At 70.9% G+C, this 15,108-nt stretch carries 17 protein-coding genes; 9 read left to right on the top strand and 8 right to left on the bottom strand.

What is annotated here, in order from left to right; all coding sequences use genetic code 11:
• Nucleotides 1–6 precede the first annotated feature (6 nt).
• Genes D8Y23_RS05590 through D8Y23_RS05605 form a run of 4 tightly spaced genes read right to left on the bottom strand, consistent with a single transcriptional unit; the run spans nt 7 to nt 4,349 of the window.
• Nucleotides 7–513, bottom strand: coding sequence for a 4'-phosphopantetheinyl transferase superfamily protein (locus D8Y23_RS05590; protein WP_205796872.1), 507 nt, complete (start codon nt 511–513; stop codon nt 7–9).
• The gene (locus tag D8Y23_RS05595; protein WP_128217181.1) at nt 510–1,448 is read right to left on the bottom strand and encodes an NUDIX hydrolase; all 939 of its coding nucleotides are present in this window, start codon (nt 1,446–1,448) and stop codon (nt 510–512) included. Before D8Y23_RS05595 ends, D8Y23_RS05590 begins: the two co-directional genes overlap by 4 nt.
• Nucleotides 1,445–3,613, bottom strand: coding sequence for an RNA degradosome polyphosphate kinase (locus D8Y23_RS05600; RefSeq protein WP_128217182.1), 2,169 nt, complete (start codon nt 3,611–3,613; stop codon nt 1,445–1,447). The genes D8Y23_RS05595 and D8Y23_RS05600 overlap by 4 nt, the downstream gene beginning before the upstream one ends.
• A 43-nt stretch (nt 3,614–3,656) precedes the next feature.
• Nucleotides 3,657–4,349, bottom strand: a complete 693-nt coding sequence (locus D8Y23_RS05605) for a response regulator transcription factor (protein WP_128217217.1) — start codon at nt 4,347–4,349, stop codon at nt 3,657–3,659.
• Nucleotides 4,350–4,488: 139 nt separating this feature from the next.
• Between D8Y23_RS05605 and D8Y23_RS05610 the strand changes: the two genes are divergently transcribed.
• The 4 genes from D8Y23_RS05610 to D8Y23_RS05625 all read left to right on the top strand — a co-directional run bounded on the left by D8Y23_RS05610 (nt 4,489) and on the right by D8Y23_RS05625 (nt 7,722).
• A complete protein-coding gene (locus tag D8Y23_RS05610; RefSeq protein ID WP_128217183.1) occupies nt 4,489–4,779 on the top strand; it encodes a hypothetical protein in 291 nt (96 codons plus the stop codon).
• 134 nt (nt 4,780–4,913) lie between these two features.
• Nucleotides 4,914–5,513, top strand: a complete 600-nt coding sequence (locus D8Y23_RS05615) for an FABP family protein (RefSeq protein WP_128217184.1) — start codon at nt 4,914–4,916, stop codon at nt 5,511–5,513.
• The gene (locus D8Y23_RS05620) at nt 5,513–6,616 is read left to right on the top strand and encodes a YgfZ/GcvT domain-containing protein (RefSeq protein ID WP_128217185.1); all 1,104 of its coding nucleotides are present in this window, start codon (nt 5,513–5,515) and stop codon (nt 6,614–6,616) included. The genes D8Y23_RS05615 and D8Y23_RS05620 overlap by 1 nt, the downstream gene beginning before the upstream one ends.
• On the top strand, nt 6,613–7,722 hold the full coding sequence (locus tag D8Y23_RS05625; RefSeq protein WP_205796875.1) for an FUSC family protein: 1,110 nt from the start codon (nt 6,613–6,615) through the stop codon (nt 7,720–7,722). Before D8Y23_RS05620 ends, D8Y23_RS05625 begins: the two co-directional genes overlap by 4 nt.
• 1 nt (nt 7,723) lies before the next feature.
• Here D8Y23_RS05625 and D8Y23_RS05630 read toward each other — a convergent pair whose 3' ends face one another.
• Nucleotides 7,724–8,512 carry a class I SAM-dependent methyltransferase gene (locus D8Y23_RS05630; RefSeq protein ID WP_128217186.1) on the bottom strand — a complete coding sequence of 263 codons (789 nt, stop codon included), beginning with the start codon at nt 8,510–8,512 and terminating at the stop codon, nt 7,724–7,726.
• Between the two features lie 59 nt (nt 8,513–8,571).
• Between D8Y23_RS05630 and D8Y23_RS05635 the strand changes: the two genes are divergently transcribed.
• A complete protein-coding gene (locus tag D8Y23_RS05635; RefSeq protein ID WP_128217187.1) occupies nt 8,572–9,318 on the top strand; it encodes a phosphoglyceromutase in 747 nt (248 codons plus the stop codon).
• 64 nt (nt 9,319–9,382) lie between these two features.
• Here D8Y23_RS05635 and phoU read toward each other — a convergent pair whose 3' ends face one another.
• Nucleotides 9,383–10,057: a phosphate signaling complex protein PhoU gene (gene phoU / locus D8Y23_RS05640; protein ID WP_128217188.1), complete on the bottom strand. Its 675-nt coding sequence runs from the start codon at nt 10,055–10,057 to the stop codon at nt 9,383–9,385.
• A gap of 171 nt (nt 10,058–10,228) precedes the next feature.
• On the opposite strand from phoU, the gene D8Y23_RS05645 reads away from it, so the two are divergent.
• Both D8Y23_RS05645 and D8Y23_RS05650 read left to right on the top strand, forming a co-directional pair.
• Nucleotides 10,229–11,446, top strand: coding sequence for a sensor histidine kinase (locus D8Y23_RS05645; RefSeq protein ID WP_128217189.1), 1,218 nt, complete (start codon nt 10,229–10,231; stop codon nt 11,444–11,446).
• The gene (locus D8Y23_RS05650) at nt 11,443–12,126 is read left to right on the top strand and encodes a response regulator transcription factor (protein ID WP_128217190.1); all 684 of its coding nucleotides are present in this window, start codon (nt 11,443–11,445) and stop codon (nt 12,124–12,126) included. Before D8Y23_RS05645 ends, D8Y23_RS05650 begins: the two co-directional genes overlap by 4 nt.
• Nucleotides 12,127–12,185: 59 nt before the next feature.
• Here D8Y23_RS05650 and D8Y23_RS05655 read toward each other — a convergent pair whose 3' ends face one another.
• The gene (locus D8Y23_RS05655; protein ID WP_240663801.1) at nt 12,186–12,764 is read right to left on the bottom strand and encodes a DNA modification methylase; all 579 of its coding nucleotides are present in this window, start codon (nt 12,762–12,764) and stop codon (nt 12,186–12,188) included.
• 157 nt (nt 12,765–12,921) lie between these two features.
• On the opposite strand from D8Y23_RS05655, the gene D8Y23_RS05660 reads away from it, so the two are divergent.
• Both D8Y23_RS05660 and ispD read left to right on the top strand, forming a co-directional pair.
• Entirely contained in the window at nt 12,922–13,404 is a 483-nt protein-coding gene (locus tag D8Y23_RS05660) for a CarD family transcriptional regulator (RefSeq protein ID WP_056229249.1), read from the top strand.
• 41 nt (nt 13,405–13,445) lie between these two features.
• Entirely contained in the window at nt 13,446–14,648 is a 1,203-nt protein-coding gene (ispD, locus tag D8Y23_RS05665; protein ID WP_128217192.1) for a 2-C-methyl-D-erythritol 4-phosphate cytidylyltransferase, read from the top strand.
• Here the strand turns inward: ispD and D8Y23_RS05670 are convergent.
• Nucleotides 14,645–15,106, bottom strand: a complete 462-nt coding sequence (locus D8Y23_RS05670; protein ID WP_128217193.1) for a GNAT family N-acetyltransferase — start codon at nt 15,104–15,106, stop codon at nt 14,645–14,647. The two genes, ispD and D8Y23_RS05670, sit on opposite strands and share 4 nt — an antisense overlap.
• Between the last annotated feature and the right edge of the window lie 2 nt (nt 15,107–15,108).

Genomic DNA, 15,108 nt, shown 5'->3' on the forward strand with positions numbered 1-15,108 from the left:
GCCGTCTCAGCTCGGGCTGCGCGCGGCCACGGCGAGGACCACACCCGCCGGTCCCGGCACGTCCCACCCCGTGAAGGGCCGGTCGTCGTCGATGCGCGCGACCCAGTCCGCCCCCGCCGGCGGAGCGTCCTCGACCACGACACGCATCGGATCGACGGTGAGACCACGCCCGTCGGCCTTCAGGACTGCCTCGACGCGCGCCCACGAGCGGGCATCGGCGCCGGGTAGCACGCGGTCGAGGGAAGCCTCGACGTCGGGCGCGGCGTCGAGGCCGAGGGCGATCGCGGCGGGCCCCGCGGCCGCGAACGCCCACCCCGCGACATACGAGACCGAGACGGTGGCATCCGCTCCGCTGACCCGGAGCCGTCCGTGTTCTCCGCCGCAGCGGACGCATCGGGCATGGAAGGACGCCCCCGGCAGCATCTCGGCGAGGAGCGCGCGGGAGACCTCGCGTGGACGGGCGCCGTCGTCCACGCCCCGCCACCGAACCTCGATACCCGCGGGGAGCGTCACACCTGAGGCTCGTGCGTCTCGATCGCCACGATCCCCGACCCGGGGTGCGCCACGGGGATGTGCGCCACCGAGAACGCTGCCGGCTCGAGCGCCGACGAACTGCCGAGATACGACCCCCGCATCGTGCCGGTGGCGAGCGCAAGCTCGTGCATGATGTCGGGGAGCACCGGGCCGTGACTGGCCAGCACCACGGGTTTGCGGGCGCGGACGCGCTCGCCGACGACCGCCCGCGCATCGCTGCGCCCGTTCTCCCAGGCCTCCTGGCTGATGGCCTCCGCGACCTGCACACGCTGCGCGAGCGCCGACGACAGCGGCACGACGGTGCGGACGCAGCGCTCGGCCGGACTCGAGACGATCCGTCGCACCCCGAACGCGAGCAGCGGTCCGACGATCGCGTTCGCCTGTCGCCGACCGCGCGGGCTCAACGGCCGCGCGGCATCGTCGGCATCCCACTCCTCACGGGACCGTGCCTTCGCGTGCCGCAGTGCGATGATCGGGAACGTGGGGAGCGCCTGCTCGTCGACGAGGCGGACGAACTCGTCGAGGATCTCGATGTCGACGGGGTAACTGAGGTGCTTGCGCGCCTTCTTGAGCCCCACCCACTCGATCGCGGCGATCTCCTTGTTGGGCAGGAACGTCGACGTCCGAACGGCGGCATCCGTGGCCTCCGCGGCCCAGTAGTGGACGATCTTCGTACGCGAGTTCGGCATCCGGTACCGCGAGACGCCCACGGGGACGCCGAGCGCGACCCGGATGCCGGTCTCTTCCCGGATCTCGCGCACGGCGGTCTCGGCCAGCGTCTCGCCCGGGTCGACCTTGCCCTTGGGAAGCGTCACGTCGCGGTACTTGGTGCGGTGGATCAGGAGGACGCGGTACTTGCCCTCGACCACCCGCCACACCACGCCGCCGGCGGCGTAGACGGCGGTTTCGGTCACCGGACCGCCCGCGAGCGGCGCTTGCGCTGGACGCGGGACATCGTGTGCTCCTGCAGGTCGATGAGCGGTCGGCCGTCGGCATCGAGGCTGTGGCGCGTCCATTCGCCGTCGGGACCCAGGTGCCACGAACTCGTACCGTCGTCCATCGCGAGGTCGAACAGGTCGGAGAGCTCCTCGAGCTGCTTCGGATCGACCACGCGCACGAGCGCCTCGACGCGACGGTCGAGGTTGCGGTGCATCATGTCGGCGCTGCCGATGAAGACCTGCGGGTCACCGTCGTTGACGAACGCGAAGATGCGCGAGTGCTCGAGGTAGCGACCGAGGATCGAGCGCACCCGGATGTTCTCACTCACACCAGCGACGCCCGGCTTGATCGAGCAGATGCCGCGCACCCACACCTCGACCGGGACGCCGGCCTGGCTCGCCCGGTAGAGCGCGTCGATGATCTGCTCGTCGACCATCGAGTTGACCTTGATGCGCACACCCGAGGGCTTGCCCTCGAGGGCGTTGGCGCGCTCGCGCTCGATGTGGCGGAGAAGCCCCTTGCGCAGGTGGAGCGGGGCGACGAGGAGCCGCTTGAACTTCTTCTCGATCGCGTAGCCGCTGAGTTCGTTGAACAGTCGCGTGAGGTCGCGACCGACCTGGTCGTCGACCGTGAAGAGACCGAAGTCTTCGTAGATGCGGCTGGTCTTGGGGTTGTAGTTGCCGGTGCCGACGTGACTGTAGTGGCGGAGCCGACCGTCTTCCTCGCGGATGACGAGCGCGAGCTTGCAGTGGGTCTTGAGGCCCACGAGGCCGTAGACGACGTGGACACCGGCCTTTTCGAGCTTGCGCGCCCACACGATGTTGTTCGCCTCGTCGAAACGGGCCTTGACCTCGACGAGGGCGAGCACCTGCTTGCCCGCCTCGGCCGCATCGATCAGCGCCTGCACGATCGGGCTGTCGCCCGAGGTGCGGTACAGCGTCTGCTTAATGGCGAGGACGTGCGGGTCGCGGGCGGCCTGCTCGAGGAAGGCCTGCACGCTCGTGGCGAACGACTCGTACGGGTGGTGCACGAGCACGTCGCCCTTGCGGATCGCGCCGAACAGGTCGGCGCGGCCGTTCTGCTCGGCCGGCTGGAACGCCAGGGCCGTCTTGGGCACGTGCGGCGGGTAGTGCAGGTCGGGACGGTCGATGCGCGAAAGGTCGAACAGGCCGCGCAGGTCGAGCGCGCCCGGAAGGCGGTAGACCTCCTGCTCGGTGATGTCGAGTTCGCTGAGCAGCAGCTCGCGCGTCACGTCATCCATGTCTTCGGTGATCTCGAGACGGATCGGGGGGCCGAAGCGGCGTCGCAGCAGCTCGGCCTCGAGCGCCTGGATGAGGTTCTCGGTCTCGTCCTCCTCGATCGTCATGTCCTCGTTACGGGTGAGGCGGAACGCGTGGTGGTCGAGCACCTCCATCCCGGGGAAGAGGTCGCCGAGGTGGTTGGAGATGAGTTCTTCGAGGGGCAGGTACCGCACACCGGGACCGTCTCCGGGCACCTCGACGAAGCGGGGGAGCATCGGCGGCACCTTCAGGCGCGCGAACTCCTGGCGACCGGTGCGGGCGTTGCGGATGCGGATCGCGAGATTCAGCGACAGGCCCGAGATATACGGGAACGGGTGCGCCGGGTCGACGGCGAGCGGCATGAGCACCGGGAAGACGTTGCGTTGGAAGTACTCGGTGAGGCGCGCGGAGGAGTCGCCGTCCAGCGACTGCCACGACACGACCTCGATGCCCGCGTCGGCGAGGGCCGGACGCACGTGGTCGGTCCACGCGGCGGCGTGGCGCAGCTGCAGGCGATGCGCCTCGGCCGAGATGTCGGCGAGCACGTCCTGCGGAGCGCGACCGACGTTGGTCGGCACCGCCAGGCCCGTGACGATGCGGCGCTTCAGTCCCGCGACGCGCACCATGAAGAACTCATCGAGGTTGCTGGCGAAGATCGCGAGGAAGTTCGCCCGCTCCAGCACCGGGACCGTCGGGTCTTCGGCGAGCTCGAGCACGCGCTGGTTGAAGGCCAGCCAGCTGATCTCACGGTCGAGGTAGCGGCTGTCGGGCAGCTGCTCGTCCGCGGCTTCGATCGCTTCGTCGAAGTCGTCGTCGTCCGCATCGCCTAGACCGGCGTCGAGTACGTCGTGTTCGATCATTCCCTCATCATTGCAGGGGTCGGTGACGCACGCGTGAACGGGATCAGGTGGACGGGGCGGGCACGGGAGGTTGGTCGTCCTCGTACACGTTGAAGCGATAGCCGACGTTGCGCACCGTGCCGATGAGCTGCTCGAGGTCACCGAGCTTGGCGCGGAGGCGTCGGACGTGCACGTCGACCGTGCGCGTGCCTCCGAAGTAGTCGTAGCCCCACACTTCGCTGAGCAGTTGTTCGCGCGTGAACACGCGAGACGGGTGGGTGGCGAAGAAGTGCAGGAGCTGGAACTCCTTGTAGGTGAGGTCGAGCGGCTTGCCGTGCACCTTCGCCGAATACGACGACTCGTCGATCGTGATTCCGGACGTCGAGATGCGCGACGAGACCTGCTCGGCGCTGCGGCGCCCCATCGCCAGACGGATGCGCGCGTCGATCTCGGCGGGGCCCGCGCCTACGAGCACGACGTCATCCACGCCCCAGTCCGTCGACACCGCCGTGAGGCCGCCCTCGGTGACCACGAGCACCAGGGGGGCTTCCATACCGGTCGTGGTGAGGATCTTGCACAGCGACTTGGCGCCGACCAGGTCGATGCGTGCGTCGATGAACACGACATCGGCGCTCGGTGCGTTGACGAGCTGCGCGGGTTCGGCCGGAATCTGCCGAACGCGGTGGCTCAGCAGTTCGAGGGCAGGCAGAACGGCGCTGCCGCCGGGGGCGGAGCTGAGAACGAGAAGCTGAGCCAAACGGACCTCCTCGTGCGGGCCTGCCGCACCCGCCCATCTTAGGGTGAGGCGCGCCGGGGTGCTGTCACGGCCTCGCCGAGACCGCGCCGCGCGGGTCGCGGCTCGCACGAAGACCACGGTGTGCGCGATGATGGACAGCATGTCGACTCCCGACCTCGCGCCGCGACGCACGTTCGGCGGCATCGTCGCGGTCTGGGTGCTCGCCCTCGCGGCGGGCGTCGCCATCGGGCTCTTCGTCCCGACGGACTGGCGGGCGCAGTGGATCACGGTCGCCCTGGGGGGCTGCGTCGTCGCGGCCTTCGCCATACAGCTCTGGTACGGGCGCTCGCAGGCGTTCATCCAGCGGGTCGCCGCGAGCGTTCTCGGAGCCCTCGTCGTGCTCGGCGTCATCACGGCCGGGTTCGGGCTGGCATCCATCGTTCCCCGGTAGAGTTGGGCCATGGACCTCCTCGCGCTCGAACTCTTCTTCGTGGGACTTCTGGGTCTCGCCTCGCTGGCGATCGCCTTCGTCTCCGGCACCGTCATCTGGAACCTCTACCGCGGCCAGCGCTGACGAGCGCCGTCGTGATCGAGATTCCGACCGACCTTCCCGCCGACCTCGTCCCGCTCTCGTGGCTGATCGGCGTGTGGGAGGGGACCGGCGTCATCGACTACGAGGCTGACGGCCGCACGTTCTCGGGCGAGTTCGCGCACCGCGTGAGCTTCAGCCATGACGGGGGCGACGTCCTGAACTACTCCGCGCACGCGTGGCTGCTCGACGGCGACGATCGCCGTCCTCTCGTGGCCGAGACCGGTTACTGGCGTGTCGCCCGACCGGCGACGGACGCCGACCCGGGTCCTGCCCTGCTGCCGCCGACGGCCCCGGCACCCCGTCGCACCGCCGACGACGTCGAGACGCTGCGGACAGCCGAGGGCGGCTTCCCGCTCGAGGTGAGTCTGGCGCACGCCGACGGCGTCCTCGAGCTGTACCTCGGCCAGGTGCGCGGCCCCCGCGTCGATCTCGCGACGGATGCGGTCGTCCGCACCGCCGGCGCCAAGCCGTACGGCTCGGCGACGCGCCTGTACGGGCTCGTCGACGACCACCTGCTGTGGGCGTGGGACATCTCCGCTTTCGGACGCGAGCTCGCCTCCCACGCCTCCGCACGTCTGGCGCGGGTCGAGTGATGGCCGCCCTCTCCGATGTTCCCGGAGCCGTCGTCGACGACGCCGGTCTTCGTCACGTCGGCTCGCCGCTCGCGGAGCAGCGGCGGCTGGCATCCGGTTCCGCTCTCGCCCCGCTGGGCGACCGGCGCGTGCTGTCGGTGGCGGGTCCGGATCGGCTGAGCTGGCTCGATTCGCTGTCGTCGCAGGCGCTCACGCACCTCGCGCCGGGTGTGTCGACCGAGATGCTGATCCTCGACCCGAACGGGCGCGTCGAGCACGCCGCCGCGGTGATCGACGACGGTGAGACCGCGTGGCTGCTCGTGGATGCCGCCGACGCCGAACCCCTTGCGACCTGGCTCGGCCGCATGCGCTTCCGTCTGCGCGTCGAGGTGCGCGACCGGTCGGACGAGCTGTCGGTGATCGGCGGGACGCGCGCCGCCGTCGCGGCGCTCACCGCGGTGACTCCGGCGGGCGTGCCGGTGGTGTGGATCGACCCGTGGCCGGACGTCTCCCCGGGAGGCTGGGCGTATGCCCGCGTCGAGGATCACCCCGGCATCGAACGCGACTGGGCCGAAGCCGTCGTGGATGCCGAGGAGTTCGCCCGCGTCGTCGCCGCTGCCGCGGCCGGCGAGGTGGCGCTGGCCGGACGCGAGGCCGTCGAAGCCCTGCGGATCGCCGCGTGGCGTCCGCGGGTCGCGGTCGACGCGGACGAGCGGCTGCTGCCGCACGAGATGGACTGGCTCCGCACCGCCGTGCACCTGACGAAGGGGTGCTACCGCGGCCAGGAGACGGTGGCGAAGGTCCACAACCTCGGGCACCCCCCGCGCCGGGTGGTCGCTCTGCAGCTCGACGGCAGCGACAGCGTGCTGCCCGCCCGCGGCGACGTCGTCCGCGCCGGAGACTCCGTGATCGGAGCCGTGACCTCGGTCGCGGTGCACTACGAGGAGGGGCCGATCGCGCTCGCCCTCGTCAAGCGCACCGCGCCCTCCGAGGTGCCGTACGTGGTCGACACCGCCGACGGTCCGATCGCGGCCGCGGTCGAGACGGTCGTGCCGGCCGACGCCGGAGCCACCGCCGGCGTGCCGCGCCTGCCCCGCCTCGGGCGTCGACGCGCGGCGGAATGAGCGCCGAGGAGTCCTCTACGACGGTCGGTGTCGTCGTGCCGCGCTCCCGTCTGCGCTCGACGCTGCGGCGGCGAGCGGCCCGCGTCCGGGAATCGCTTCCGGCCATCCTGCAGATCGTCGTCGCCGCCACCGCGGCTTTCGCGTTCGCCCACTTCGTGCTCGGGCATCCCGTGCCGCTCCTCGCCGCGACCGTGACCGTGACGAGTCTCGGACTCGTGCGCCACGCGCGCCCGTGGCGGGTCGCGGAGACCGTCGCCGGCATGCTCGTCGGCATCCTCCTCGCCGAGCTCGTCCTGCTGGTGGCGGGGGCGGGCTGGTGGCAGATCGCGGTGGCGATGTTCGTCACGCTGGTGGTGTCGCGCTTCCTCTCCCCGCAGCCGGGGTTCGCGCTCGCGGCGGTGGTGCAGTCGCTCATCGCGCTCGTGTTCGTATCGGGCGCGCCGTTCGTGCGGCTCATCGACGGGGCGGTCGGGGGAGTGGCGGCGCTGCTGGTCACGGCGCTCATCCCGCGGACGCTGCGGCGCACGGAACTCCGCGACGCCGACGAGTTGTTCGACGCTTTCGACGTCGCCACCGCCACGATCGTGCGGGCCCTCCGGCGCGGCGACCGTGCCCGCGCAGAGCGGGGTCTCGAACGCGCGCGGGCGCTCCAGACCTACGTCGACGCGTGGAGCGGCTCGCTCGAGTCGGGGCAGGAGGTGGCTCGCATCTCGCCGTTCCTGCGGCGCCAGCGCACCGAACTGGAGCGGCACGCGCGCGTGCGCGCCGCCATGGATCTCGCGACCCGCAACCTCCGCGTCGTCGCCCGCCGCGCCGCCTACCTGTGCGCCGACGGGCGGTCGCGCGCCGTTCCGGCCGATCTCCTGGCCGAGATCGAACGCGGCGCGGGACTCGTCCGCGACGCGCTGGACGACGTCTCCCTCGAGCCCGCGGCGCGGGCGACGCTCGCGGCGCTGGCGGCGCGGCTCGACCCGGCGAGCATCCTGCCCGACGGCAGTGTCGGCGAGCTCAACCTCGTCGCGGCACTGCGACCGCTCACGGTCGACCTGCTGGTGGCGACGGGGATGCCGTCCGCCGAAGCGCAGGCCCTGCTGCCGCGCGTGTGAGTCAAGCCGGCGCGACGGCGCTCCAGTCGACGCCGACCTCTCCCAGCCGCCAGCGCGATCGTCCGGAGACGGGCCACCCGTCGGCCGCCAGCGCCGCCACAGCGGTGCGCCAGCGGTGGATCGGACCGAACGGGGCGACGACCGCCGCTCGGTGCCACTCGCGCTGGAGAGCGGCGATGTAGGCGTGCACCCGCTCGCCCGGAACGTTGCGGTGGATGAGCGCTTTCGGCAGGCGTTCCGCGAGGATCACCGGGTCGTCGAGGTCGGCGAGGCGCAGCGACACCGTGAGGGAGCGAGGTACGGCATCCGCCCCCACCTCCACCCAGGTCACGACGCGGCCGATCTCGTCGCACGTGCCCTCGACGAGGATGCCGCCCGGCGCGAGGCGCGCGCACATCCGCGCCCACGCGTCGGCGACGTCGGCCTCGTCGTACTGCCGCAGGACATTCATGGCCCGGATGATCGCGGGACGGCGATCACCCGGCGTCGGCACCTCGAACCCACCGAGCCCGAAGTCCACGCCGGCGACGCCGTCGGCCTGCGCGCGCGCCCGGGCGACGCGCTCGGGGTCGATCTCCAGGCCCCACACCTCGGCATCCGGTCGCACGCGAGACAGCCGCGCGTGCAACTCGAGGGGCGTCGCCGCGCTGGCCCCGAATCCGAGATCGACGATCAGCGGGTCGTCCGTGCGCCGGAGCACGGGATGCCGCGCGATCCACCGGTCGACGCGGCGGAGGCGATTGACCCCCGTCGTCCCGCGCGTGGGCCGGCCGACGGGGGAAGGAGTCACTCGGACATGATGCCAGGCGCCGCTCGGATCGGCCCCCGCGGCGTCGCTAGCATGGAGGCATGCCTCACACGCTGATCCTCCTCCGCCACGGGCAGAGCGAGTGGAACAAGACCAACCAGTTCACCGGCTGGGTCGACGTCCGGCTCACCGACCAGGGGAAGGCCGAGGCCCAGCGCGGCGGCGAACTCCTCAAGGAGTCGGGTGTGCTGCCCGACGTCCTGCACACCTCGGTCCTCAGCCGGGCGATCCAGACGGCGAACATCGCGCTCGACGCGGCCGATCGCCTGTGGATCCCCGTGAAGCGCTCCTGGCGTCTCAACGAGCGCCACTACGGCGCTCTCCAGGGCAAGGACAAGGCGCAGACCCTCGAGGAGTTCGGCAACGAGCAGTTCATGCTGTGGCGTCGCTCGTTCGACGTGCCGCCGCCGCCGCTCGCCGCCGACGACGAGTACAGCCAGATCGGCGACCCGCGTTACGTCGGGATCGATGGCGAGGTGCCCGACACCGAGTCGCTCAAGATCGTCATCGACCGCATGCTGCCGTACTGGCACAGCGACATCGTCCCCGACCTGCAGGCGGGCAAGACGGTCCTCGTCACCGCGCACGGCAACTCGCTGCGCGGCCTGGTGAAGCACCTCGAGGGCATCAGCGACGCAGACATCGCCGAGCTGAACATCCCCACCGGCATCCCGCTCGTCTACCAGCTCGACGACGATCTGAAGCCGCTCGGCCCGGGCGAGTACCTCGACCCCGAGGCCGCCGCCGCCGGCGCTGCGGCGGTCGCCGCCCAGGGCAACAAGAAGTAAGCCCCCGGCGCAACGAGAAGGGGGTGGATGCCACTGGCATCCACCCCCTTCGACGTGTACGGCGTCAGCCGACCGGCGTCGGAGTGACCTCGTCGGCGCCGGCCCAATCGCCTGTGGCGAGGTAGACGACCTTCTTCGCGACCGAGACCGCGTGGTCGGCGAAGCGCTCGTGGTAGCGGCTGGCGAGGGTCGCGTCGACCGTGGCCGTGGCCTCGCCCTTCCACGAGTCGCCGAGGACCTTCTCGAACACGCTGACGTGCAGCTCGTCGATGTCGTCGTCGACGTCGCGGATCTCGTCCGCGATGCGCAGGTCCTGCGTGCGCAGCAGCTCGGCGAGGCTGCGGGCGACCTGGACGTCGAGTTCGCCCATCCGGGTGAACGTGCCCTTCAGGCCCTTGGGGATGGCGCGCTCGGGGAAGCGCGAGCGGGCGAGCTGAGCGATGTGCTCGGCCATGTCGCCCATGCGCTCGAGCGACGCGCTCACGCGCAGCGCGGTGACGACGATGCGCAGGTCGCGGGCGACCGGCTGCTGGCGGGCGAGGATCTCGATCGCCAGCTCGTCGAGGGCGACCGCCTTCTCGTCGATGATCGCGTCGGCCTCGATGACCTCCTCGGCGAGCGAGACGTCGCTCGTGCCGAAGGCGCGGGTGGCGCGGTCGATGGCGACCGCGACCAGATCTGCGATCTCGACCAGTCGACCTTGGACGTCCTCGAGGGACTGGTGGAACACTTCGCGCATCGCGATACCTTCCTCGTCGGCGGCACGGCACACATACGTCCCGCGACCCTCCGGGATTCTTCCCAGCGAAGGTTAACGAGTGGTGCTGTGACAGTGAATAGTAGCCGCTCCGGATCACCGCCCCCGTCTGAACGGACGGTGACGTCCGACGGGCGGCCCTACGCTGGAGCCATGGATCAGACGCAGCTCTCGCTGCTCGCGCTCCTCGTGGGAATCATCGTCGGGAGCTCCGTCGTGGGCCTCCTCGTCGTCGCGCAGCGTGCCCGGACCCGTGCTCTCGCCGAGAACTCTTCGCAGCTTCCCGACGGAGTGGAATCCATGCTCGGTGCCCTCGACGACCCCGCCGTCGTGTGCGACACCTCATCGACGGTGCTGGCACTTTCCCCCGCGGCCGAGGTCTTCGGACTGGATGCCGGGAGCACGATCGCCGACGAGGATCTGCGCCGCGTCGCCCGTGCGGCCCGCGAGAACGGCGCCCCCGTGAGCGAGACGCTGCGGCTGCGACGGGGAGCGGCCCCCGCCGAGCCGCGGCTCGTGGCCGTTCGCGCGGCGCCCGTGACACCGCGGCTGGTGCTGCTCGTCCTGCGCGACATCACCGAGCGCGAGCGCGTCGAGGAGATGCGCCGCGACTTCGTCGCCAACACGAGCCACGAACTCAAGACACCCGTCGGTGCGGTGAGCCTGCTCGCCGAGGCGATCGAATCCGCCGCCGACGATCCGGCACAGGTGCGCTACTTCTCGGGCCGCATGCAGGCCGAGATCCAGCGCCTCGCAGCTCTGACGAATCGCATCCTGAGCCTCTCCCGGCTGCAGGCGTCCGACGAACTCCGCGACGTGCGCGACGTCTCCATCGACGAGGTCGTGACGGCCGCGGTCGAGGCGCACACGATCCAGGCCGACTCCGCGCAGGTCACGGTGGTCCGCGGCGGGACGAAAGGGCTCTGGGTGCGCGGTGAGCCGCAGATCCTCACGGAGGCGGTCGGCAACCTCATCGCCAACGCCATCGCTTACTCGCCGCAGGGCTCGAAGGTCGGTGTGGGGATCAAGCTCGACGAGGAGGTCGTGGAGATCGCCGTGACCGACCGGGGCATCGGCATCCCGGAGAGCGACCAGCATCGCGTGTTCGAACGCTTTTACCGCGCCGACCAGGCACGCTCGCGTCGCACGGGCGGGACCGGTCTCGGACTGTCGATCGTCAAGCACGCCGTCCAGCGTCACGGCGGCGAAGTGCGCCTGTGGTCACGACCCGAGCGCGGATCCACGTTCACCATCCGACTTCCCCGGTCCGAGGCACCCGACCTCGACCTCGTTCGTCCCAAGGCGCGTCGCAAGAGCCGCAAGAGCAGCCCTGCCCCGCGTCCCGCACCCGTGAAGGGAGACACCGCATGACCCGCGTTCTCGTCGTCGAGGATGAACCCGACCTGGCCGACCCGCTCGCCTACCTGCTGCGCCGGGAGGGCTACGAGGTCGAGATCGCCGAGGACGGTGCGCTCGCTCTCGCCGCGTTCCGCGAACGCGGCGCGGACATCCTCCTGCTGGATCTCATGCTCCCCGGGATGCCGGGAACGGAGGTGTGCCGTCAGCTGCGGCTCACCTCGCAGGTGCCGATCATCATGCTGACCGCGAAGGACTCGGAGGTCGACATCGTCGTGGGGCTGGAACTCGGCGCCGATGACTACGTCACAAAGCCCTACTCGACGCGGGAGCTCCTCGCCCGCATGCGGGCGGTGCTGCGGCGGCGGAGCCCAGAGGAATCGGACATCGACGAGCGCATCCTCACCGGAGGGCGCGTCACGCTCGACATCGACCGGCACACGGTGTCGGTCGACGGGGCCGAGATCAACATGCCCCTGAAGGAGTTCGAGCTGCTCGAGGTCCTGATGCGCAACGCCGGACGCGTGCTCACGCGAGGTCAGCTCATCGACCGTGTCTGGGGGACCGACTACTTCGGCGACACGAAGACCCTGGACGTGCACATCAAGCGCATCCGCTCCCGCATCGAGCAGAGCCCGAGCGAGCCGTCGATGCTCGTCACCGTCCGCGGTCTCGGCTACCGCTTCGAGGCCTGACGACCCGGATGAACGACGAAGGCGCCGACGAGGAATCGTCGGCGCCTTCGTCGTGGACGTCAGGAGGACGGCGTCGGCGACGGAGTGGCCGAGGGCGTCGGGGTGGGAGCCAGCAGGCCCGTCGGGTTCGGGGTGGGAGCCAGCGGGCTGAGGTACTCCAGCGCTCCGTCGAGCACGGGCACCTGGATCAGTGCGCCCTCGCCGTCACCGGACTGGAAGTACACGGGGACCGTGGACCCCGGGGCGCCTTCGAAGCCCTCGAGCGCGAGCGGCTCGACGCCGTTCGCGAGATCGCCGAGGCTCAGTGTGCGACCGGCGGGGACGTTCACCGAGGCGCGCACGATGTCGCTGCCCTCGCCGATCTCGACCCGCAGGGTGTGCGCCTGGGTGGAGTCGTTCACGACGGCGGCGACGAGATTGCCGGCCGATCCTTCGTCATCGGCCACGATCAGGGCGTTACGCACCTGCAGGGGGCCGGACTCGGGGACGTTCACGCCGTCGGAGGCGGAGTAGTCGATGGTGGTCGCCTGGGGGGCGATCAGGTTGCACCCCGTCGTTCCGAGAACGACGGCGGCACCTATGGCCAGGGACGCGAACAGGCGCGTTTTCACGGATCCTCCCGGAACGACAGACGGCATCCCGTTCATCCTACGGGGTCGCCGCGACGCGCCCGCCCGCCGTCGGCGCCCACGCGGGCCACACGTACGCGGGGAGAGCGGGTGTCCCGGGGTGGGGCGGAACCTTAGCGCATGGGGGCCTGTGGTATCCTGGATGTTGCCGAAAGGACATAACTCCATGCTTTTTGAGGTTGGCGAGACCGTCGTTTACCCGCACCATGGCGCAGCCACGATCATCGAGGTCAAGGAACGCGTCATCAAGGGTGAGACGAAGAAATACCTGAAGCTCAATGTCACGCAGGGCGACCTCGTCATCGAGGTCCCCGCAGACAACGTCGATCTGGTCGGCGTTCGTGACGTGATCGGCAAAGAGGGTCTCGACCGCGTCTTCGAGGTGCTGCGTGCGCCTTTCACCGAGGAGCCGACCAACTGGTCGCGCCGCTACAAGGCGAACCTCGAGAAGCTCGCGTCCGGTGACGTCATCAAGGTGAGCGAGGTCGTGCGCGACCTGTGGCGCCGCGACCAGGACCGCGGTCTCTCGGCCGGCGAGAAGCGCATGCTGGCCAAGGCCCGTCAGATCCTGGTGTCCGAGCTCGCTCTCGCCGAGAAGACCGACGAAGACCGCGCCAGCGTCGTCCTCGACGAGGTTCTCGCGTCCTGACGCCGCGTGGTGATGCTCCGCGTCCGCGCTAGCGTGGTCGGGTGATTCCCGCACCCGTTCCGCGTCTGGCCGTGATCGTCGTGGCCGCAGGCTCCGGCACCCGTCTGAACGGGGGTGCGCCGAAAGCGTTCGTCGGTCTCGATGAGCACACGATCCTGCGCCACGCACTCCGCGGTGTGTTCGCCGCTCCGCGTGCCCAGGTCGTCGTGGTCGTCCCCGCCGGGTTCGAGGGCGCCGCGCTGACCGACGCACGCGAGGTCGCGGGCGATCGGCTGGACCTCGTCTCCGTCGTCGCCGGTGGCGACACGCGTCAATCGTCCGTCGCCGCCGGCCTCCGGGCGCTGTGGGCCGACGTGGACACCGTCCTCGTGCACGACGCGGCGCGCGCCCTCACCCCGCCGGAGGTGTTCGAGCGGGTCATCGCCGCCCTCGACGACGGCGCCGACGCGGTCATCCCGACGGTTCCGGTGGTCGACACGATGAAACGCGTGGATGCCACGGGCGCCATCGTCGCGGCCGTCGACAGGTCCGAGCTGGCGGCCGCGCAGACGCCGCAGGGCTTCCGTCGCGAGATCCTGGCGGAGGCGCTCACGGCGGCGGACGCCGACCACACCGACGACGCCGCTCTGGTGGCCGCCGCGGGACACCCCGTGATCACGGTCGCCGGGGACGCGGCATCCTTCAAGATCACGACCGGCCCCGATCTCGAGCGGGCGCGCTCGCTGCTGGCGACCGCCCCGCCGCCGGCCGCTCCCGCCGAGTCCATGCCGCGCGGGCCGCGCGTCGGAATCGGTACCGACGTGCACGCCTTCGGCGGTGCGGGCACGCTGTGGCTCGCCGGCCTGGAGTGGCCCGGCGAGGATCCGCTCTCGGGGCATTCCGACGGCGACGCCGTCGCGCACGCGATCGTCGACGCCCTCCTGGCCGCGGCCGGCCTCGGCGACATCGGTACGCACTTCGGCACCGATCGACCGGAGTTCGCCGGAGCGCACGCCGGGGCCTTCCTCGCCCACACGCGAAACCTCCTCGCCGAGGCGGGGTGGCGCGTCGGCAACGTATCGGTCCAGGTACAGGCCAATCGGCCCCGGTTCGCGGGACGACGCGTGGAGTCCGAGCGGGTGCTGTCGGCCGCTCTCGGCGGCGCTCCGGTCTCGGTCAGCGCCACGACGACCGACGGTCTCGGCTTCACCGGCCGCACCGAGGGCGTCGCGGCGTTCGCGACCGCGCTCGTGGTCCCCGCCTAGATCTCGCGGGTCATGAAGGTCGACAACGGGTCGGGTCGGTACGACCCGAACGGCGGGCACTCGACGAACCCCTCGCTCGCGTAGAGACCGCGCGCCGCCGCGAAGTCCGCACCGCTGCCCGTCTCGAGCCAGAGGCTGCGGATGCCGCGCTCGCGCGCTTCGGCCATGATGTGGCGCAGGATCGCCCGGCCGATGCCCTTCCCGAGGAACGCCGCGGTCACACGCATCGACTTCAGCTCGCCCGCGTCCTCGCCGAACGGGGACAGGGCGCCGATACCGGCGAGTTCGCCGTCGATCCGTGCGGACCACAGCAGGGCACCCGCGTCGACGAGCGCGTCAGCGTCGAGGGCGTGGCAGCTCTCGGGCGGGGTGTTCTCGAGCATCCCCGACACGTGCGCGGTCACGAGCGCGCGGGTGTCGGCGACGGACACGTCGTCGAGTCGGATCTCCAGCGGCATGC

Source organism: Microbacterium enclense, assembly GCF_004022425.1.
Lineage (GTDB): Bacteria > Actinomycetota > Actinomycetes > Actinomycetales > Microbacteriaceae > Microbacterium > Microbacterium enclense_A.

Coding starts and splice junctions, on each gene's coding strand:
- D8Y23_RS05600 (WP_128217182.1), bottom strand. CDS start 3,613: ATGATCGAACACGACGTACTCGACGCCGGTCTAGGCGATGCGGACGAC.
- D8Y23_RS05610 (WP_128217183.1), top strand. CDS start 4,489: ATGTCGACTCCCGACCTCGCGCCGCGACGCACGTTCGGCGGCATCGTC.
- D8Y23_RS05620 (WP_128217185.1), top strand. CDS start 5,513: ATGGCCGCCCTCTCCGATGTTCCCGGAGCCGTCGTCGACGACGCCGGT.
- D8Y23_RS05625 (WP_205796875.1), top strand. CDS start 6,613: ATGAGCGCCGAGGAGTCCTCTACGACGGTCGGTGTCGTCGTGCCGCGC.
- D8Y23_RS05635 (WP_128217187.1), top strand. CDS start 8,572: ATGCCTCACACGCTGATCCTCCTCCGCCACGGGCAGAGCGAGTGGAAC.
- phoU (WP_128217188.1), bottom strand. CDS start 10,057: ATGCGCGAAGTGTTCCACCAGTCCCTCGAGGACGTCCAAGGTCGACTG.
- D8Y23_RS05645 (WP_128217189.1), top strand. CDS start 10,229: ATGGATCAGACGCAGCTCTCGCTGCTCGCGCTCCTCGTGGGAATCATC.
- D8Y23_RS05650 (WP_128217190.1), top strand. CDS start 11,443: ATGACCCGCGTTCTCGTCGTCGAGGATGAACCCGACCTGGCCGACCCG.
- D8Y23_RS05655 (WP_240663801.1), bottom strand. CDS start 12,764: ATGCCGTCTGTCGTTCCGGGAGGATCCGTGAAAACGCGCCTGTTCGCG.
- D8Y23_RS05660 (WP_056229249.1), top strand. CDS start 12,922: ATGCTTTTTGAGGTTGGCGAGACCGTCGTTTACCCGCACCATGGCGCA.
- D8Y23_RS05670 (WP_128217193.1), bottom strand. CDS start 15,106: ATGCCGCTGGAGATCCGACTCGACGACGTGTCCGTCGCCGACACCCGC.